General features: G+C 43.2%; 28 protein-coding genes. 2 read left to right on the top strand and 26 right to left on the bottom strand.

The window, feature by feature from the left end:
* Nucleotide 1 precedes the first annotated feature (1 nt).
* From FPZ44_RS08105 to FPZ44_RS08015, 20 genes are all read right to left on the bottom strand, one after another.
* A complete protein-coding gene (locus FPZ44_RS08105; RefSeq protein WP_261378247.1) occupies nt 2–535 on the bottom strand; it encodes a crossover junction endodeoxyribonuclease RuvC in 534 nt (177 codons plus the stop codon).
* Nucleotides 532–714 (bottom strand): hypothetical protein, encoded by a 183-nt coding sequence (locus tag FPZ44_RS08100; protein ID WP_144989100.1) that lies wholly within the window; start codon nt 712–714, stop codon nt 532–534. The genes FPZ44_RS08105 and FPZ44_RS08100 overlap by 4 nt, the downstream gene beginning before the upstream one ends.
* Nucleotides 711–872 carry a DUF6906 family protein gene (locus FPZ44_RS26400; protein ID WP_186785960.1) on the bottom strand — a complete coding sequence of 54 codons (162 nt, stop codon included), beginning with the start codon at nt 870–872 and terminating at the stop codon, nt 711–713. Before FPZ44_RS26400 ends, FPZ44_RS08100 begins: the two co-directional genes overlap by 4 nt.
* Nucleotides 869–2,326: a replicative DNA helicase gene (gene dnaB, locus FPZ44_RS08095; protein ID WP_144989098.1), complete on the bottom strand. Its 1,458-nt coding sequence runs from the start codon at nt 2,324–2,326 to the stop codon at nt 869–871. Before dnaB ends, FPZ44_RS26400 begins: the two co-directional genes overlap by 4 nt.
* Entirely contained in the window at nt 2,319–2,666 is a 348-nt protein-coding gene (locus tag FPZ44_RS08090) for a replicative helicase loader/inhibitor (RefSeq protein ID WP_144989096.1), read from the bottom strand. Before FPZ44_RS08090 ends, dnaB begins: the two co-directional genes overlap by 8 nt.
* On the bottom strand, nt 2,653–3,519 hold the full coding sequence (locus FPZ44_RS08085; protein WP_144989094.1) for a helix-turn-helix domain-containing protein: 867 nt from the start codon (nt 3,517–3,519) through the stop codon (nt 2,653–2,655). Before FPZ44_RS08085 ends, FPZ44_RS08090 begins: the two co-directional genes overlap by 14 nt.
* 16 nt (nt 3,520–3,535) lie before the next feature.
* Nucleotides 3,536–3,733 carry a hypothetical protein gene (locus FPZ44_RS08080; protein WP_144989092.1) on the bottom strand — a complete coding sequence of 66 codons (198 nt, stop codon included), beginning with the start codon at nt 3,731–3,733 and terminating at the stop codon, nt 3,536–3,538.
* Nucleotides 3,730–3,921 carry a hypothetical protein gene (locus tag FPZ44_RS08075; protein ID WP_144989090.1) on the bottom strand — a complete coding sequence of 64 codons (192 nt, stop codon included), beginning with the start codon at nt 3,919–3,921 and terminating at the stop codon, nt 3,730–3,732. The genes FPZ44_RS08080 and FPZ44_RS08075 overlap by 4 nt, the downstream gene beginning before the upstream one ends.
* A gap of 7 nt (nt 3,922–3,928) precedes the next feature.
* Complete coding sequence (locus tag FPZ44_RS08070; RefSeq protein WP_144989088.1) at nt 3,929–4,636, bottom strand: MBL fold metallo-hydrolase; 708 nt, start codon at nt 4,634–4,636, stop codon at nt 3,929–3,931.
* Entirely contained in the window at nt 4,636–5,514 is an 879-nt protein-coding gene (locus tag FPZ44_RS08065) for a recombinase RecT (RefSeq protein WP_144989086.1), read from the bottom strand. Before FPZ44_RS08065 ends, FPZ44_RS08070 begins: the two co-directional genes overlap by 1 nt.
* On the bottom strand, nt 5,507–7,486 hold the full coding sequence (locus tag FPZ44_RS08060) for an AAA family ATPase (RefSeq protein WP_144989084.1): 1,980 nt from the start codon (nt 7,484–7,486) through the stop codon (nt 5,507–5,509). Before FPZ44_RS08060 ends, FPZ44_RS08065 begins: the two co-directional genes overlap by 8 nt.
* Entirely contained in the window at nt 7,473–7,682 is a 210-nt protein-coding gene (locus tag FPZ44_RS08055; protein WP_144989082.1) for a hypothetical protein, read from the bottom strand. Before FPZ44_RS08055 ends, FPZ44_RS08060 begins: the two co-directional genes overlap by 14 nt.
* Before the next feature lie 14 nt (nt 7,683–7,696).
* Nucleotides 7,697–7,969 carry an AbrB/MazE/SpoVT family DNA-binding domain-containing protein gene (locus tag FPZ44_RS08050; RefSeq protein WP_144989080.1) on the bottom strand — a complete coding sequence of 91 codons (273 nt, stop codon included), beginning with the start codon at nt 7,967–7,969 and terminating at the stop codon, nt 7,697–7,699.
* Nucleotides 7,970–8,074: 105 nt separating this feature from the next.
* Nucleotides 8,075–8,302, bottom strand: coding sequence for a hypothetical protein (locus FPZ44_RS08045; protein WP_144989078.1), 228 nt, complete (start codon nt 8,300–8,302; stop codon nt 8,075–8,077).
* Nucleotides 8,303–8,322: 20 nt separating this feature from the next.
* A complete protein-coding gene (locus FPZ44_RS08040) occupies nt 8,323–8,505 on the bottom strand; it encodes a hypothetical protein (RefSeq protein ID WP_144989076.1) in 183 nt (60 codons plus the stop codon).
* Nucleotides 8,506–8,771: 266 nt separating this feature from the next.
* A complete protein-coding gene (locus FPZ44_RS26395; protein ID WP_186785959.1) occupies nt 8,772–8,921 on the bottom strand; it encodes a hypothetical protein in 150 nt (49 codons plus the stop codon).
* Nucleotides 8,906–9,067, bottom strand: coding sequence for a hypothetical protein (locus FPZ44_RS26390; RefSeq protein ID WP_186785958.1), 162 nt, complete (start codon nt 9,065–9,067; stop codon nt 8,906–8,908). The genes FPZ44_RS26395 and FPZ44_RS26390 overlap by 16 nt, the downstream gene beginning before the upstream one ends.
* Before the next feature lie 294 nt (nt 9,068–9,361).
* On the bottom strand, nt 9,362–9,559 hold the full coding sequence (locus tag FPZ44_RS08030; protein WP_144989072.1) for a hypothetical protein: 198 nt from the start codon (nt 9,557–9,559) through the stop codon (nt 9,362–9,364).
* Between the two features lie 67 nt (nt 9,560–9,626).
* On the bottom strand, nt 9,627–9,872 hold the full coding sequence (locus FPZ44_RS08025) for a hypothetical protein (protein WP_144989070.1): 246 nt from the start codon (nt 9,870–9,872) through the stop codon (nt 9,627–9,629).
* Nucleotides 9,873–10,323: 451 nt separating this feature from the next.
* Nucleotides 10,324–10,575, bottom strand: a complete 252-nt coding sequence (locus FPZ44_RS08015) for a helix-turn-helix domain-containing protein (RefSeq protein ID WP_261378246.1) — start codon at nt 10,573–10,575, stop codon at nt 10,324–10,326.
* A gap of 182 nt (nt 10,576–10,757) precedes the next feature.
* Here FPZ44_RS08015 and FPZ44_RS08010 point away from each other — a divergent pair, with 182 nt between their 5' ends.
* Together FPZ44_RS08010 and FPZ44_RS08005 are read left to right on the top strand one after the other, a co-directional pair.
* Nucleotides 10,758–11,174, top strand: coding sequence for a helix-turn-helix domain-containing protein (locus tag FPZ44_RS08010; protein WP_186785957.1), 417 nt, complete (start codon nt 10,758–10,760; stop codon nt 11,172–11,174).
* An 86-nt stretch (nt 11,175–11,260) separates the two neighbouring features.
* On the top strand, nt 11,261–12,412 hold the full coding sequence (locus tag FPZ44_RS08005; protein WP_144991741.1) for a tyrosine-type recombinase/integrase: 1,152 nt from the start codon (nt 11,261–11,263) through the stop codon (nt 12,410–12,412).
* A 101-nt stretch (nt 12,413–12,513) separates the two neighbouring features.
* On the opposite strand, the gene glnA is transcribed toward FPZ44_RS08005, so the two are convergent.
* The 6 genes from glnA to FPZ44_RS07975 form a co-directional block, all read right to left on the bottom strand.
* The gene (gene glnA, locus FPZ44_RS08000; protein ID WP_144989064.1) at nt 12,514–13,842 is read right to left on the bottom strand and encodes a type I glutamate--ammonia ligase; all 1,329 of its coding nucleotides are present in this window, start codon (nt 13,840–13,842) and stop codon (nt 12,514–12,516) included.
* A gap of 27 nt (nt 13,843–13,869) precedes the next feature.
* Nucleotides 13,870–14,280, bottom strand: a complete 411-nt coding sequence (locus FPZ44_RS07995; protein ID WP_144989062.1) for a MerR family transcriptional regulator — start codon at nt 14,278–14,280, stop codon at nt 13,870–13,872.
* A 152-nt stretch (nt 14,281–14,432) separates the two neighbouring features.
* Nucleotides 14,433–15,692, bottom strand: a complete 1,260-nt coding sequence (locus FPZ44_RS07990) for a methionine gamma-lyase family protein (protein ID WP_144989060.1) — start codon at nt 15,690–15,692, stop codon at nt 14,433–14,435.
* Between the two features lie 141 nt (nt 15,693–15,833).
* Nucleotides 15,834–17,123: a GTPase HflX gene (gene hflX / locus FPZ44_RS07985; RefSeq protein ID WP_144989058.1), complete on the bottom strand. Its 1,290-nt coding sequence runs from the start codon at nt 17,121–17,123 to the stop codon at nt 15,834–15,836.
* Nucleotides 17,124–17,175: 52 nt separating this feature from the next.
* Nucleotides 17,176–18,168, bottom strand: a complete 993-nt coding sequence (locus FPZ44_RS07980; RefSeq protein WP_144991740.1) for an AAA family ATPase — start codon at nt 18,166–18,168, stop codon at nt 17,176–17,178.
* Nucleotides 18,169–18,283: 115 nt separating this feature from the next.
* The gene (locus FPZ44_RS07975; protein ID WP_261378245.1) at nt 18,284–18,919 is read right to left on the bottom strand and encodes a YdcF family protein; all 636 of its coding nucleotides are present in this window, start codon (nt 18,917–18,919) and stop codon (nt 18,284–18,286) included.
* Nucleotides 18,920–19,007: the final 88 nt, after the last annotated feature.

The raw sequence follows: 19,007 nt of genomic DNA, 5'->3' as shown, positions 1-19,007 counted from the left end.
TTTAAACAGCTCCTCTTAATTTATCGTTGTAAGCGCAGCATAGTGCTAATGCATCGGATGGGTCGAAGAGCCGATCTTTAACTTCGCCCTTCCTGCCTTTCTTACTGTCAACCTTGTACAAGACAGGAACCGCAAGTTCGTCATAATCAAGACCGAAGCGCATTTGCATCTCTTGAGCAACAACATCTTTGTCTGCATTCCCTTTGCCCGTAAGATTTTTAATGTCGGTTGGTCTGAGGTGCTCAATACGTATGTTTAAGTCCAACGCAGCCATTGTTACGCTAGTAAACGCACCCACTAAAGCTATTACTGAGTTAGCATTTTGAAAATGTACAGGCCGTTCAAGCACCAGCACATCGGGTTTTTCCTGCTCTAGAAGCCTGAAAGTATCTGTGTATATCTCAGTAAGGACAAACGGCATATCAATTTGTGTAAAATCCTTTATTCCGATGTCAATTGGCTTTCCGTTTCGCATCGTCGCCCATCCAGCAAAGTTCGTTCCGTGGTCGTATCCCATGATCTTTATGTTCTTCATCGTTGTCCCCCTATGCCAAGAAGAGCTTCAAATTCCGCGATTCCTTCATCCAGCTCTTCTTTTTCGATCCCCTCAAATTCTTGCTCCAGCTCATCACGCTCCGGTATGTTGCCAGCAAGACGATAACGATTTTTCATATATTCGAAGACAGTCCAGCGACTGCAAGCACGCCCGTTCATACTGCCCTCTTGATGGTGCGAGTTGTTTTATCCGAGAAGCGATGCTTCAGGACCATCGCTTCTGTCGTGGTACGTTCAACAAACCAATTTTCAGGATTGAGCCCGTTCTGTTTAATCTCATCCATTTGCTTCCGTGTCGGTCGTTTCCCCTGCTTCATTCGTCCTCATCCTTCCTACGCCGATTGTTCTTATTAAAACGATTGCCGCCGTTCCATGGCGGTCGCGATTGTTTAGGAGGCTGCTTTTCCTCCGGTGGAGCGATTTGTTCCTGGTGCTTCCGATCGATGTTTGCGAACTTGTTGAAGTTCTTCAGGAATGCAAGCTCGACCGTTCCAACTGCTCCGTTACGCTGCTTTGCTATGATGATTTCGATAATGTTTTTCTTATCTGATTCCTTGTCGTAGTAATCATCGCGATACAAGAAAGCAACGATATCGGCATCCTGTTCGATGGAACCCGATTCACGAAGGTCGGACATCATCGGACGCTTGTCCTGGCGTTGCTCTACTCCCCGGCTGAGTTGTGACAGTGCGATAACTGGCACTTCAAGTTCACGTGCAAGTTGTTTTAGTAGGCGAGATATCTCTGAAACTTCCTGCTGACGGTTCTCGCCAGCCTTACCGCGACCTGAAATTAGCTGCAAGTAATCTATCACGATCATTCCTAATCCATGTTCCTTCTTCAAACGGCGACACTTGGAACGAATATCGTATACGTTTATACCTGCTGTATCATCGATGAAGATATTTGTTTCACCGAGGATGCCAATCCCCGTCGTTAAGTTGGTCCAGTCTGAATCCTCTAGATATCCCGTTCGCATTCGGTTAGCGTCGACCATCGACTCTGCGCAGATCATACGTTGTACAAGTTGAGCCGCAGACATCTCTAGACTGAAGATAGCAACAGGTGCTTTAGAACGAATACCGACATTCTGTGCTACATTCAGCGCGAAAGCTGTCTTACCGACTGAGGGGCGAGCTGCCACTATAATCAAGTCGCTTTTCTGGAAACCGGAGGTCATCTTGTCCAAGTCTACAAATCCAGATGCAAGCCCCGTTATCCCTTGATTTACCTCGCGATTCTCGTAACGCTTCTCAGTTTCCTCGTAGACGTCTACCACTACATTAAGGATCTTTTTGAAGTCCTGAGTTGGCGCTGCTATGTCTGACAATCTGTTAGCAGTTAATTGCAATTTTGTAATGACTTCAGTCGGGTCGTTTGAAGCTGCGGCTTGCTGAATCAGCGCCATGCTTTGCTTCATGCTCTCTCGAAGCAAGTACTTGTTCTTAACGATGTCTACATACTGGTCGAGGTTGGCTGTGCTTGGGACGCTACCTGCAAGCCTTGAAAGGTATGACACTCCACCTATCTTCTCGATTTCGTTGTGTTGGTTCAGCTTGTCGCTTAAGGTCACAATGTCGATAGGTTCCTCGTCACTTGCCATCTCACACATCCGCTTGAAGATGGTTACATGTGACTTGTTGTCGAACTCTTCACCGCGCAACTTCTCGCGGACCGTGTCTACTAATTCAGTATCTAGTAATAACGATCCTAGTATTGCTTGTTCCGCTGCTAGATCGATGGGCAGCTCAATGCCGAACACGTTATCCATCGCTGCCGTCAACTCCTAGCATTCGTTTGATTTTTTCAAGATTGCCCGGCGGAGGCGGTGCAGCGTTTAAACGTGCCACTTCAAGTTGTGCAAAGTAGTCTTCTGTTGCCTCCTGTGCTCTCTTACGCTCCAGTTGCTCTCCTAGCTTGCCGCGAATGTTTGCTATCTTCGGCGGAAACTCGTCCGTTAGAATGTGCCGCCGGATATTTTCCATTGCTGCATCTAACGGGAAATCTTGTAGGAACGAGTAGTAACGTTCAGCCTCTTCATCGCTAGTATCAAAGTTGGGATAATTCGCTTTTATCTCAATCATTAATTCAAACACTTCAGCCCTGTTCACGCTTTCTTGCCTCCTCAGCTCTTCGGCGTAAATCGTCAAGCTCTCGCTGTTTCTTGCTGCGTACTTCACGTTGCGGGGAAGGAGAGCCAAGGGCGACTGTCCCCTTCGAGGGACTAGTTATGGCCTTCTCCGTTTCCCAAGCTTCCAAAATTGCGTCTCTGTAATAACTGAAGGCGCGAGCCTTTCCACCGCGTTCTTGGTAAATGGTCTCCATAACCCGAATGATTAGGGAGGTCGGCACTCCCAGGGCGATCATCTGTTGCATAGCAGTTACGTCCAAAGCTTTAACGTGAATATCTAATTTGCCATGTATCCTGCAATATGCCTGGAATACATTTTCGAATCGTTCTGTTTCAGATTCAGTCGAATCAGTAGTAGTAGTATTGTGTATCCTTGTAATATCTTTATTGGATCGGAAGTTTTCTTCCGATCTCTCGGAAAAATTTTTCCGATCACTACCTTTCTGATCGGTAATTTTCTTCCGATCACCGTCGACTGATCGGAAGTTTTCTTCCGATGACTCAGGTTGCTTATTCCGGAATTTCTTCGAATTTCGAACTGTGAAAATTAAACCTTGAGGAGCCCTGGTCACACGAATGTATTCATGTTCTTCAAGCGTCTTAATCCAAGTCCTCACCGTTCGCTCAGTCACTCCGAATTTTTCAACTATTTCTGGTATCTTGATAGGTTTGTTACCAAGCACTACGCCCCATGTCGTGCCGTCCCTCTCGATGTCTTTGGTCGTGGAGCTGACGAACCAGAGGAACAGCCATATCGCAGTGCCTATTTGCTTATAGTGCTTTGGCTCCAGCAGACCTGAATAAGTTGGGAACGGGTAACTCTTATCGGGCATAAGCTTCATCCCCTAATCATATTGCGCGTTCAGCTTTCGTTTTCTCTTGCCATGCTTTATCCCATGTACAACGTTTGGCACTTATCTCGAAGTGCCGTCGTCCTAGTACGAATGATACGAATTTATTAGTGCTTTTCTCGTAGTACATGCCGTTAAGCTCAGGTGGTGGATCTGCTGCAGGTTCGAATAGGTCCATCTGAATCCACTCGTTCACATACCATTCCTCCTATCGTCACGGAGGTAAACAAGAGGATACTTCACTTTAACAACTGTCCAACCTGGATAACCGCGAGCGAAGTAATTTGTCACCTCATGCTTGAATGCTTCAGTATCCGAATCTTTCAACATCCAAATTCGCATCGATACAGTACTTTTCATAATGACTTCATTTGCTAGAGTCATATGTTCATCACCTTTGAGCCACGATTACATGCTTGCCAGTCAACTCTTGTATCTTTCGCTTGAACAATTCCTCATCGCTATTGCTATCAGACAAGTGCAGGAGCCAAATCTCTTGAACTCGCCTCAGATCATTTGCCCGGAGAAAGTCTTTCATGTTCTCAAGGCTGAAATGTGACCGCAACAAGCGACTCTTCATTATGCTGGGCGTCCTGCCGGAGATAATATTTTCATTCAGGATCTCGAGCGAATAGTTGCACTCGACCATGATGTGAGTCAGGCCCTTGAAGCGATACCTAATGTAATAGGTGTCTGTTGCAAACAGCAACTTGTCCCCGTCCTGGTTAGCGAGCAGGAAACCCAATGGCTCATCAACATCATGCTCAACCTCGAAGGGCAATATGGTCCACGAACCAATCTGGAACTCCTTGCGGGCTTCGATCACCTTCACACGATGCCCTGAGAGCCCCAAGGCTTCCGCCGTCCCTTCTGAGGTGTAAATACTCACTCCTGCCCTCATAACGTCCTTAGTTGCCTTGCTGTGATCTCCGTGATCGTGTGTGATGAGGCAGCCTGCTATCTCCGTCATGCGAAAGTGTAAAGCTTGTTGCAACTGTCTGTATGGCAAGCCTGCTTCGATGAGTAAAGCGGTTCGCCCATCAGATACCCGATAGGCGTTTCCCTCGCTGCTTGATCCTAAAGCTTCAATTTCAATCATTAGAAGCCGCGTTCCGACTTGGTGTCGTGAAGAACACCTTGGAAGTCAATTTCATCTTGCGAAATATTTGATGTTTTCTCAGGCTCGCTTGCATTCTGAGGGGTAACATCGATCACTTCACCATTTGCATACTCTGAAAGCTCTTCTTCGAGTTCAGCTTCCGTCACTGAATCATCCTGTCGGTTAAAGGTCTGCATAATTAAGCTGCCGTCATCCGAAGTGTTCATATAGGATTTGCAAGTGCGGTTGATTACTGTTCGCTTCGCCATCTCGCCAGGAAACTCGTTATGCGTGCTTCCTTCTTTATCTGGATTTTGCTTCGACTTTTTCCAAGCTTGTCGAATCTCTTTCGCTGTCATGACTTCTGAATACTCTTTACCGTCTTCCCAGTAAATTGTGCAGTAGGCGCCTGCGATCTTGTTGTCATCAATATTTTTAAAGTGGGACTTGTGTTTAGTAATCTTCTTACGCCCGCGCACTACTTCAAACTCGAATTCATCATCTTCATAAATGACCTGGGCATCGATTTCTTGAGCCCCGGTTACTCTTTTCGTGACAGCCATTGTGCCGAAGTAGCTTCTTTGGAAACTCAGGGTATTTCCATATACGATAAAGTAACCTTGTTTCTTTGCTGGGTTCAGGCCTTGAACTACCATGTCCAGCAAAGCGTTGGCAATACTATCACGAGTACAAACCTCTAAAGCAGGCTTTTGATTTCTGTCCTTAGTAGTCTGCATAATAAGCCACGCAGACTTCATTGCATTTTCAGGACTGTAGTTTGCAGGGAAGTTAATCTGACCTTTCTCTTGAAACTCCCTGATCTTGCTAGCAACCACATCCACTGTATCTTTCTTTAAAACCGCTAATTGATTACTCATATTGACCTCCTGCTACAACTCGAAGTTTTTTATCCGGTTCGCTAACAACCAGCCTTATAATCTGTGCTTTTGTTTCTATTAGTTCTGTGACTGCTTCAGCGTTATCTATAAAGATTGGAGCTGAGAAGCCATAGTGCTCGGATAAGGTGTTGATGATATCGAGACCTACATTGATCCGCGCAGCGTTATTAAGCCCACTGTCATACGCAATACCGTTGTATAGTGTGTCGCAAACCTCTTCCAGTCCGCCGTTGATCTGTGGCTTAAACAGTCGGAATCTAGCATATTTGAATTTTGAGTTAATCTTGGATTCTAGCAGCGTAACTTTCGTTCGCACGAACTCTTCCATCAAGAACATTTGTTGTTCGAGCTGTTCGTACTCACTGGCAAGCTTCCGTTCTTGTTCCTCAAGCTCTGCGACGCGATTGTTGGCCGCTTTAGCTTGTTCTATCTTTGCGTAGTCAGATTCAAGTGAAGCAACTTCTCTACGAATCTCTTCAATCTCTCGCATTACTTTGTTGATAGATTCGATTGCAGATGAACGCAGTAACTCAAGTTCACGTTGAACCTGACCCTTTTCATTACTGAACTGCTTGTATGCAGGGTCTGTTGTTGGTTCTTGAACTTCCGATCTCAAGCGTTCAAGAACTGCTTCTGTTTCTTTCAAGGCTTCTTGTTTTTCATTGAGTTGAGGAGCCAGCGCTTCAAGTTCTACATTGTTCCTCTTAACTGAGGCATTCAAGTCATCGAGTTCCCCTCTCGCTAACTTTCCTCTATTGGATATCTCAGTCAGTTTGCAAGACTTATCTCCGTTAAATGCTGTGAACGCCTTGTTTCTTGCTACTTGTATCTGATCGTCCGGCAGCTCTTGTCCACATGAAGGACAATTTTCTTCGTGAATATGGTCTGGAAATTCAATGGAATTAATCGAGTCCCATTCTGATCGTAGACGTTCTACCTCTGCTTCTTTCGCCTGTATTAACCGCATTCCATGCTTGATTTTGAAATCAAGGTCATCGATTTTACGAGTTAAATAATCAATCTCTCGATGGATGCTATCTACTTGCCGCCGTGCATCTGTAACCCGGTCAAGTGCTGTCGATTGTAATCGTGTCTTGATCTCCAACAACTCTGAATCGATTTCTCGAAGAAGTTTTTCCTTCACACTGACTTCGCCACCGCTTTGGATGCGCGACAACTCCGCTTCCTTTGCTGATATTCGTTCGCGCAGCGTTTGGATATCCTCTTGAAGCATTTCACCGTCAAGCTCTGATGCATCAGGTGCATTACGCCTTGCTTCATCGATACGGATCGGGATGTTGTTCATTTCTTTATTGATGAGCTTCTTCCGCTCCGCTAGATATGCACGGTGTTTTTCAATGGTGCGACCCTCAATAATTTCTTTAAATCGATCCAACTCTTTGTTGCTATGAATAACTTCGTCGTCCGATATATCGCCCGCTACATCAAGCAGGATTTTCCGTCGCTCCTCTTTTTTGAGTTGTTCATTGAAATATGCCGGGTTAGTGAGTAGCTTGAAAATGTCCTCTTTGATAATCGCGTTTACTTCTGCAGCAAACTCAGTTTGTTTGACTGGCACGTCATCCACGTAATAGCTAGTAGTATGGCCGTGAAGTTCCTCTGTCGCCTTCCCTCGGGTCTTGACCCATTTCTCTGCATAGACACGCTTCAAGGTCTTGCACCTGCCGTTCACGATGAATCGTCCCGAAACCTCATGGCTAAGTCCGTGCTGTGCAACCCGCCCCATCCCATCAAGCTCTTTAATATCGAAGCTAGAACGATTGCTGCTGTCCTTTCCAAACAGCAACCATATGAAGCCATCAAACAAAGTTGTCTTGCCAGTACCGTTATTACCGTATACATCAACGTTCCCACCCTGCGTGCTAAGGGTGAAGGAACGAAGTCCTTTAAAGTAACTGAACGTAAGGCGCTCAAGTTCAATCCGTGTCATGTGCAACCTCCTGAGTTGAATATTTAACTGAATCAAGATGTTGTTTTATTGCATGCTCAATTTCGGCCAGTTGATCGTCATCCGCTTGGATTTCTACTATCCCTGTTGCTGTTCTTACCGAGAGTATGGAAGGCGTATAGTTCATCTTTGGAGTCACTACTACCTCTATCTGCTCTCTCGTGACGTTAAGCGACATCGCTGCTCCCATACTTAGTTACCAGCGAGAAGCTTGTCTTGATCACGAACGATGATACCAATACATGCTGTGCAAATACGTTGTTCTGGAAAAAGTGTTTTCAAAGGTCGATCAACACTTGAACATAACGTGCAACCAGGCTTGTATTTTTTAAGAAAAACACCATTGTTTGATGAAAAGATTTCGATTGGATCGCCATCTTTAATATCTAACGTTTTGCGAAGTTCCTTCGGAATTACAACACGTCCTAATTCATCGATGCGACGTACAATACCAGTAGCTTTCATAAGTACCTCCATGATTTCCGATTGCATGAATCGGTTGATAGTGTTAAACTGACCGTGAATATTGTTTTAAATGCGCTTGGATGACCCGCGGCAACGGGTCATTTTTCATTCCATGGTAAGTCGACCACCACACAAGCCGAGCGATAGATACTCATCGGTGACACGATTCTCCACAACAAGATAGTCGTCATTTTGAATATCAGGACCACTGTCTTCGTCATCAGCCCAATACGGGGCTAGAACAGCTTCTTTTGCATCTTTCGTGAATCCTATACAGATGTAACTTACTTCATCGTGGACATAGCCCACATTCTTCACGAAACCTTCTGTCACGGTTGTTCCTCCCTACTTTATTAATCAAGCGAAATAAGTTCATCTTCCATAGAGGTCCAGTACTCATTGCCCATGTTGTCTCTGATTCTGATTTCAACACTCCCGCCCTCATATTCCCTAGCACCGATAATTTCAAAGTTGCGAGTAATGCTTCCAGTTTGACCGATCAAATCATCGCGTTTCTTAAAAGTAGCAGCCGTCATGTCGTCTCTCCTTTCAATTTATTGATGCGTCAGCCGCATCTCTCGAAGCCAGGCACCATAGCGAGGAGGTGCTGAAGGAACCCGACTCCGAGAGACAAGGCCGACAACCTTGTCATGATATGCTGTTGTCCTTTGCTTTAGCTTGTCTCATAAGCTTGCGATACTCGTTATAGGTACAGTTCGAAGCGAATCTGAACTGTGGTGACTTTCCTATTGGATAAACAGTCTCGCCTCCTACCGCAATCAAGCAACGCATAGCCGTCGGATCATCTACTGCCTTTACGCGAACAGATAGCCTCATATGCCTTATCCTCATATTTGTTAGTAGCCATCGCGGCCCCGAGTATAAATCCAACCGAACCGCTTAGTGATATCAAACCTAAGCCGATAATGACTAGAATCAGCACGCCATCCATAAGGTTATTTCCTCCCCATACATCTCACGTTCGATCTGAGCTATCTCGCCACTTAACCAATCGTATGCAGCTTCTAAGATGTGTGGGCTTTGGCGCATTCGTCTAAGCTCAGACAAGTACTGTTCTATCAAGTGCTTGTCCTTCATTTCAATTCCTCGTTTCTTGTTATTGTCTGGAAATCAATCCTCCTAGCCGATAGAATGAAAGTGTCCAGCTTGTCATTCCACGAAGAAAGGAGGTGTAAATTTGAACACATGCGGCCTAAGTGAATCTGATGTGAAAGTATTATTAAAACAAAGCCTTAATGAACGTTTATCTACTGTCAGTGAAGATGATTTAACTGTCATAATTAATGCCATCTCCAAGGTCATTGTGAAAAACAACCGAAGAGTTAGCAGTGATCTAGATGCAGAATTAAGGAATAGAATCCAAAGAGGTTATTAGAACTCTGAAAAATGATATCTTTGAACAACTTGTGCTGAAGAAGAAACGATTCTTTCTAAGAGCATCGTTTCTTCTTTGTTCAAAGCTTCCTTACTTTGAAGCCGTTCGATCGCCCAGCGTTGTGCAACCAACAACACCTCTTCAGATGATTCAGCAATCTCTTGCGTTGACGAACCCTTTTTGATTTCAGTCATTTTTTTACCTCACTTTCTAACGTGTGTTTTTCTATTTGGTATTGCCCCTCGGACAGTTACTTGTCCATCATGACCATTCTTGGATTTGATGATCGAGCATAGCGACTAATATTTTTGCTGTTTTTTCAGTAAGCTTTATAGCCGTTTGCCCTACTTCTACAGGGCAAAGAATCATTGTGTGGGTTAGATCGTCGGGTATTATAGCAAACAAGACTCCAAGCTCTTCCGGGCTGACCGCCATTGGTGCTTCATTGGTGGTCACTTCTTTTTTTACTTCCAGCTGCTTAACTATATGGGAATTTGTCGGATTCATTTTCTATCCCCTTTCTACTGTCCCTTCTCATTTTTTTCTTTCTCCTGCTTTGCGCGGTTTGCTTTAATTTCTTTTGCTAGCATTTTTATTGCCTGCAACTCGTATTTGGTAAGCTTGATATTCTCATTCATGGTCATCCCTCCTTTCATGCACTTGCTCCTTTCAAGAGGTACTTTGTTCTGATAACCAAACTAATAGAAAATCTCTAGTTTCTTTTGCAGGAAAAAGCCACTTAGTTCCGACTTTGAATTTAGAAAACCTTGGGTCATAAAAAAACTTTTGCTGAATAAAAGGCCAGCTCATACACGTTCTGCGTTCAAGTTCATTTCGATCCCAGAACACATAATCAGATTCAACTTCTTGAATTAGAGCCGATATTCGTTCTCTGCAAAGCTCCTTTACTTTTGCTTCATCGATATTGATGGAAAGCAATTTAACTCCCCCATCCCTATTAAGCCGTATGTAGTTTCGAATTCGAAACCTGAGGGTTTAAAAAATATTCATCCGCACTAATCTTATATTTAATGCAAATAGTCCGTACCTCAGATAAAGAAAAATCTCCACCTGTACCATTTAAATTCTGATTTAGAGCGGAATTAGACTTACCAAGTAATTTTGCTACTTCACTTTGTTTAACACCTTTTTCGTTTAAGAAAGCTTTAAACTTTGTGTATGGTGTATGCCTTCGGTTCAAGGATTTCACAGTTATCACCTCCTTGATGACTTGATGGTATCGAATTCGAAACCCTGTGAGACGAGTATATCCCCCTCTAGGTTTCGAAGTCAATAACTTTTTTTCTGTTTTACTGAAAATATATTGCGGTTTCGAAACTGATATAGTACTATACTGTTTAGATGGATCTAAATGTGAGGGAGATATGTAGAATGTACTCATTCGGAGAAAAATTAAGAGAATTAAGAACAAAAACTGAACTATCTCAAGGGGAATTAGCGAAAGTTCTTAATACAGAGTATGGAACATCAATGAATAAAGGAATGATATCAAAGTGGGAAAATGAGCGCGAAGAGCCGCGTATGGATACAATTCGAATTCTTGCTGCTTTTTTCAATGTAACGTTGGATGAATTAATGGGACTCAATATTGATGAGACTAATGACCTACCAAAAGAAAGCCCCGTTGATATTGCTGACGAACTAGAGAAGTTAATTAATCATCTTAAGTCAGATGAAGTTTTATATTTTCAAGGATTAGACATGAACAAGAATATTAAAGATACACTCAAGGTGTCACTTGATAATCTAATGTTGTTGACAAAGCAAATAACCAATTCTAGCGAGTAACATCTGCCATAAATTAACCTCTCAAATTCCCAGCTATAAAGCTGTTTATATAAATATCTTAATGAATTTATAAAGGAGTGATATTTATCGCAACATTTACAAAGCACAGTACGGGTTGGGAATATCGCTATGTTTACAAAGATCCTATTACCAAGAAGAAACGTGAAAAATCAAAAAGGGGCTTTGCCAGGAAAGCAGATGCAGAAAATGACCTAGTTGAATTTAAACGACAATTAGCGATCGGTATAGAAGTAATAGATATGCCATTGAAAGATTACTTGGCTAGCTGGTTAAACGATTATAAAAAAGGGACCGTTAGAAAAAACACACTACTCTCACACCAAAACAACATTAATACACATATAATTCCCTATTTCAAAAACATCTTGCTCAAAGAAATCAAACCTATTATGTATCAAAAATTTATCAACAGTCTTTTAGAAAACGAGTATAGCCGCCGTACTGTCGAAATAGTCCATAGCACTATGCATAATGATCTTGAAAAAGCAGTTACAATTGGAAAATTGGAAAAGAACCCTTGTAACGGTGTAGAGATCAAGGGCCCAAGAAAGAAAAAGGGAGAAATTAAATTCATCGACTCTGACAAAGTTCCTGATCTTTTAAAAGCCGCTTATGAATACGGTTATATTTACTGGATTTTCATAAAAGTATTATTAGAAACTGGAATGAGAAAAGGAGAAGCAGCAGCGCTGCAATGGACTGATATTAACTTAAAGGAAATGACAATAGACATTAATAAAACCCTTGATTTCTCAGCAGATGAAGACGAGGAGCTATTTGGCGACACCAAAACATTTAACTCCCCGAGAATAATAAAAATTAGCCAATCTCTAGTAAATGATCTAAAGGATCATATAAAATATCAAAACCGAAATAAATTAAACATGAATGATAATTATCACCATGAGTTAAATCTAGTACTGTGTAGAGATAATGGTAATTTCATGCCTAAATCAAGCCTATTCAACGCATTTGAGCGAATATTGAAGCGTGCAGATTTGCCTTCAGTACCAATTCACGGGCTTAGACATACACACGCAGTAATAATGCTTGAGGCTGAAGTGGATATGAAGTACCTTCAAGAGAGACTTGGACATGGGAGTATGCGAATCACTTCAGATGTATATTTGCACATTTCTAAAAAGTTAGAAGCGAGGAACATGGATAAATATGAGGACAAGCTCAATACACTCTTTGTTGGCTCTCAGAAAAAGTAGTTGGGCATTTGTTGGGCATTTAGAAACAAACTCCTTTATCCCCGTAAACGCCCAACAACATAAAAACCCCCAAAGCCTTGCGGCTCTAGGGGCTGGAATGATTAATATAAGGTCATGTATTGATCGCGTTCCCATTGGTGAACTTGGGTTCTGTACATATCCCACTCGATTTCTTTCAGTTCGAAGAAATGTTGTGTCGCATGTTCGCCAAGCGCGCTGGTAATCACTTCGTCTTTCAACATTTCATTCAAAGCTTCCTTCAAGTTTGCAGGCAAGCTAGGAATGCCTTCCGCTATACGCTCTTCTTCTGTCATCACATAAATGTTACGGTCAGTAGGAGCTGGAAGCTTCGTATTTTTCGTAATACCGTCAAGACCAGCTTTCAAAATAACTGCCAAAGCCAAGTATGGGTTAGCAGACGGGTCTGGATTACGTACTTCTACACGTGTACTCAAGCCACGTGAAGCAGGGATACGAATCATCGGACTACGGTTGCTCGCAGACCATGCAACGTAACAAGGAGCTTCGTAACCAGGTACGAGACGCTTGTAGGAGTTAACTGTAGGATTCGTGATCGCTGCAAAGCCGCGTGCGTGTTCAATTACACCAGCCATGAAGGAACGAGCATCTTTGCTCAAGCCAAGCACATCTGATTCATCTACGAACGCATTTTCTTGTCCATTGAACAAGGAGATGTTGCAGTGCATACCAGAACCATTTACACCGAATAGTGGCTTAGCCATAAACGTTGCATGCAAGCCATGTTGACGAGCAATCGTCTTAACAACAAGCTTGAACGTTTGAATTTGGTCTGCTGCTTTAATTGCATTTGCATATTTGAAATCAATCTCATGCTGACCAGGAGCAACTTCATGGTGAGAAGCTTCAATTTCGAAGCCCATCTCTTCAAGCTTCAACACGATCTCACGGCGACAGTTCTCACCAAGATCAGTAGGCGCAAGGTCGAAGTAACCACCTTGGTCATTCAGTTCCATCGTTGGATTGCCTTTTTCATCCGTTTTGAACAAGAAGAATTCTGGCTCAGGACCAACATTCATAGCTGTGTAGCCTAATTGTTCTGCTTCTTTAAGCGCACGCTTCAAAATACCGCGTGGACAACCAGCAAATGGAGTTCCATCTGGCATATAAACATCACAGATTAGACGCGCTACACGGTCTTCTTGTACCCAAGGGAAGATAACCCATGTATCCAAATCTGGCACGAGATACATATCGGATTCTTCAATACGCACATAACCTTCGATAGAAGAACCATCAAACATCATCTTATTATCCAATGCTTTTGGAAGCTGGCTTACTGGAATCTCAACGTTCTTGATAGTCCCAAGCAAGTCTGTGAATTGAAGACGAATGAAACGAACATTTTGTTCTTTAGCAATCTGTAAAATATCTTCTCTTGAATAACCCACGTGGAACCTCTCCTTCACCTATACATTTTATTTCCTAAAGAAACGGGACAACTCGCCTTGAATAAGTGATACCTGTCCCGGTCTCTTGCCGGCTAATAATTGCTGTTTCAGCATCCGATGTAATTGTAGATCTGACATTTCTTTGCGTTTAGATTCAGAATCTTCACTTAGTACAGTTGCTTCATCTGAGCCCTTGGACATCGGATTCAAAACTTGTTTAATTCCTGCGATATTGACGCCCTTCTCTATCAACGCCTTAATTTCAAGCAAACGCTCTACATCATTAAACGAAAAAAGACGTTGGTTGCCTGATGTACGTGCTGGCATTATCAACTCATGTTGTTCATAGTAACGAACCTGACGTGCCGTCAAATCCGTCAACTTCATGACGATACCGATTGGGAACAACGCCATATTTCTGCGAATTTCATCGCCCATCGCTCATCAACCTTCCTCATTCATTCATCACGAATTACCTTTATTTTACCGTTGGGAAGCAAATGTGTCAATCGATGTTAGCAAAACTAACAAAGAAATTTTATACATATGTCTCCGCCTCTATTTTAGCCGTTATTAAATAGCATAAACAACTACTCAATTGTGAGTAAGTTACGATCAATCATCGTTTGTACCGCGATCAAAGCACCAAGTTTGGCATGTGCATAAGTCAAGCCACCTTGCATGTACGCTGTATAAGGTTCACGGATTGGCGCATCCGCCGATAACTCGAGACTTCCACCTTGCATAAATGTACCCGCTGCCATAATAACTGGATGCTCATAACCAGGCATGTCCCAAGGCTCTGGCACAACATGAGCATCTACTGCGGAAGCTTTTTGAATACCTTGAACGAATGCAATCAAGTGATCAGCGGAATGGAAACGAATCGCTTGAATGAGATCCGTGCGAGGAGCAGTCCACTTTGGCGATGTAAGGAATCCAAGCTTTTCAAACAACGCCGCCGCAAATACACTTCCTCGTACTGCTTGTCCAACAATACTAGGTGCAAGGAATAGACCTTGATAAATAGAACGAGTTGTTCCAAGCATTGCGCCAACCTCACTGCCGATACCCGGTGCCGTTAAGCGCTGTGCTGCTTTATCGACGTAACACTTTTTACCTACAATATAGCCGCCCGTTGCAACAATACCACCGCCAGGGTTTTTAATTAATGATCCTGCCATGATATCAACACCGTGCTCAGTAGGCTCTGACTGCTCGGTAAATTCACCATAGCAATTGTCTACAAACACAATAACATCAGGTTTAATTTGCTTAACCCGCTTAACCATCTCAGCAATCTGTTCTACCGTAAAGGATGCGCGCCACCCATACCCGCGAGAGCGTTGGGTTCCTATCACTTTTGTTTCAGGACGAATGGCCTTCTCTACTGCTTCCCAATCAATATTATCTTGATCATTAAGTGCTACTTCATCATAGAGAATACCCCAGTCACGCAGCGAACCTGCTCCATCTCCTTCTTTGCCTATTACCTTGTGTAAGGTATCGTACGGCGTTCCGCTAATATATAATAACTGCTCCCCTGGTCTAAGCACGGCAAATAGCGCCGTAGCAATGGTGTGCGTTCCTGACACAAAGTGCGGCCGCACCAATCCTGCCTCAGCGCCAAAGACATCAGCATATACTTCATCCAATACTTCTCTGCCTCGATCATTGTATCCATAACCTGTTGAGCCTGCAAAATGATAATCGCTTACTCGATGCTTTTGAAACGCCTGAATAACTTTCCACTGATTACGCTCAGCAATCTTCTCTATTCCGCGAACTTCTACTGCTATTTGATCTTCTACTAGCTGTTCATAATGTTGTAACTGTGATGACAATTGCATAACATAATTTCCCCTTGTTATCATTTAAACTAATTCATATATAAACATAATACGGAGCACATATGCGCTGTGCACCATTCATCAAGTATTTCGATTTCTCATTGTGTTTCAGATATATGTTATACATGAGCTATCGCCAGTTTACCTATGAATAACATAAGATGCAAGCTTATGCCCCTGAACTTCTGCATCTGCTTTGTCCAATCGAACACGAAGACGAACTCCATCTTCATCATGATCCTGTTCCAGCACTTCACCTAGACGATATGCAAGAGCTATCAAATCACCACGTTCCGGAGGAATGTAATAGGTAACCGTCTTCCCTACTAGCTGCTCTTGAACAGCTAATGCTACACGCTCTAGATCCTTCTTATCAAGCGCACTGATCAGCATGTGCGTGCGGTCTTGGTGCAGCAATTGCAATCGTTCCTCCGAACAGAGATCCCGCTTATTATATAAAATAATTTCTTGTTTAGAGCCAGCCCCCAGTTGTTGCAAAATATCATTTACAACACCCATTTGATCTTCTCTCATCTCACTAGAGGCATCTACAATATGTAAAATCAAATCCGCCTCGTTCACTTCCTCTAAAGTCGCCCGGAACGCCGCAACCAGATCATGAGGCAGATTTTGAATGAAGCCAACGGTATCGGTCAGCACAATTTCCTTCCCATTGGGCAACCGCCAATTTCTTGAGGTTGGGTCCAACGTAGCAAACAACTGATTCTCTACATACACATCAGCCGCTGTCAATTCGCGCAGAAGTGTGGACTTGCCAGCATTCGTATATCCGACCAAAGCCACTTGAATTACACCACTCTTCTTCCTCCGCTCACGATGAAGCGTGCGATGTCGTACAACCTCTTTAAGCTGGCGCTTCAGATCAGTAATTCGATTACGGATATGTCTGCGATCAGTTTCAAGCTTCGATTCACCCGGCCCTCTCGTACCGATTCCACCACCAAGGCGCGAGAGGTTTTTTCCATGTCCAGATAGACGAGGTAGCAAGTAAGATAGCTGTGCCAATTCAACTTGAATGATACCTTCTCTTGTTTTCGCGCGCTGGGCAAAAATGTCCAATATGAGTTGGGTACGATCAATAATTTTTGCGTCTAATATTTCTTCCAAGTTTCGTACTTGCGCACCCGATAAATCCTGATCAAAAATAGCGGTGTTAGCCCCAAGCTCATCCATAACTGCCCTAAGCTCTTGCACTTTCCCCTTCCCGATGAACCACTTAGGATCTCTCGTGTCTTTTGATTGCGTCATCGTCGTAACTACGTCTACACCAGCAGTCTCTGCCAATTGCACAAGCTCTTCTAGCGAGTAAAATGGATCAATGCCGCTTCGCTTCACTTCATCCGTTATAAGACTTACAAGTACAGCGCGATGTAAAGTCGTCGTTTGCGTATCATGAGTCGTTGTTCGCATTCGTATAAGGATTCTCCTTTTGACGTCAGAATCGATTAGTAATCAGTATACCTTATTTTCGCTCAACCATTAAATCATCGATCCTTAACGTCATTAGTTCTTGCTTGCTAGGAGACTTAACCGGATACTGCTGCAGCAGTCTGACCGCTTGATTGCGCATCGCCTTTTCCATTACATTGCGCACATATCGAGCATTACTAAAAATATGAGAAGATTGTATTTTTTCTGTAATGATCATTTCCTTCAACTGTTCCAATGCCTGGGGCATGAGCACATAATCTTGTTCTTTTGAGATGGATTCAGCAATTTGAATTAATTGATCAACCTGATAATCTGGAAAGTCGATTTGAATCGGAAACCGAGAAGGTAACCCTGAATTTGTCTGCATAAACCAATCCATTTCATCGCAGTACCCAGCCAATATAAGCACAAACTGATTTTTATGATCTTCCATCGCTTTTACGAGACAATCAATACACTCTTTGCCAAAATCTTTTTCCCCACCGCGAGCTAAACTATAGGCTTCGTCAATAAACAATACGCCGCCCATCGCCTTTTTAATTAAATCCCTTGTCTTTTGTGCAGAATGCCCGATATATTCCCCGACTAAGTCAGCACGCTCCACCTCAAGCAGATGACCCTTGCTCAATATACCAAGCTTTTGGAACATCTTTGCCATAATGCGCGCAACCGAAGTTTTACCTGTTCCTGGATTTCCTTTAAAAAGCATGTGATAGACATGGGACGGGCTAAGCAGCCCTGCTTCCTGCCGCCTTTGATTCATTTGAATGACAGCGTACAGCTCGAATGCAATATCTTTAATATGCTGCAATCCGATAAGACGATCGAATTCTTGACGCACTTCGCCAAAAGCACTGTGTTGAGACTGAGTGAGTATTGCCGCTTCAGCAAGCTCTGTTGTAGCAGCCGCAGATTCTGTTCGAGGAGCTGACGCCTGCTCGTTTGGTCGCAATACAATATTAATTTGGCGTGAAGGACGCGATTTAGCCATCGCCATCTGAGACGCTGAAGATACATTACCCATCTGCACCCTATTCACCTCATTGTTAAATGTTCAATTCGGTATCGACCACTAATTGTATGTATACAAGCGGTCACGTACTCAGCTTATTCGGCTAAACATGTCCATATGTTTGTCACTACAACCACAACCTGTCCCATTTCCATTTCGTATAGGCTAAGCTTTCTCGCAAAGGATGCCATACCGGTGATAACACCTTACTTTCGATGGTTTCAACTTCTATTTCAGCATACTGTAGTGTTTCTGCTATTTCACGCGCTCTTGTACCATGGAAATCGTGAGTAATAATCGTAATGCTATCCCATTGATTATTCGAAATGATCGTCTTGGAATACAACAAATTTTCTAAAGTACTAGTGGACTTGTCCTCTTCTAGCACACGTTCTTTCGGTATCCCTTGTTTAACTAAATAACGCTTACTACCCTCTGCCTCAGAATACAAATCTTGCGAGCCGCCTTTCCCTCCTGTAACGAGAATATAGCCAAACCTTCCCTCTTGATATAATTTCACAGCTAAATCCAGCCGTTCTCTTAGCCCAGGGCTAGGGTTAGCACCCCACATTGACGCGCCAAGGACGATACCTACATCCGTTTTCTCACCAGTTGACACTCCGCCTGCTTGCCCAATTTTAAATTGCGTATAACCGAACCACACACAGCCTAATAGTAAAAAAATGGTGAGTAGAATTATGATTCGTTTAAGCGCTGTTCTCCACAGACTTGACCGTTTGCTCGAATGCCTTGATTTCATCATATATCCTCCTGTTAATTCGTCGGTTAAAGGTACAGACAAAAAAAGAGACACGCAGCATTTCATTTGTGCGTGTCTCTGTAAGCTTACT

Source organism: Paenibacillus agilis (genome assembly GCF_007786455.1).
Taxonomy (GTDB): Bacteria; Bacillota; Bacilli; order Paenibacillales; family Paenibacillaceae; genus Paenibacillus_B; species Paenibacillus_B agilis.
The sequence above is the reverse complement of the archived record's forward strand: the minus strand, read 5'-3'. Positions and strand labels throughout refer to the sequence as shown.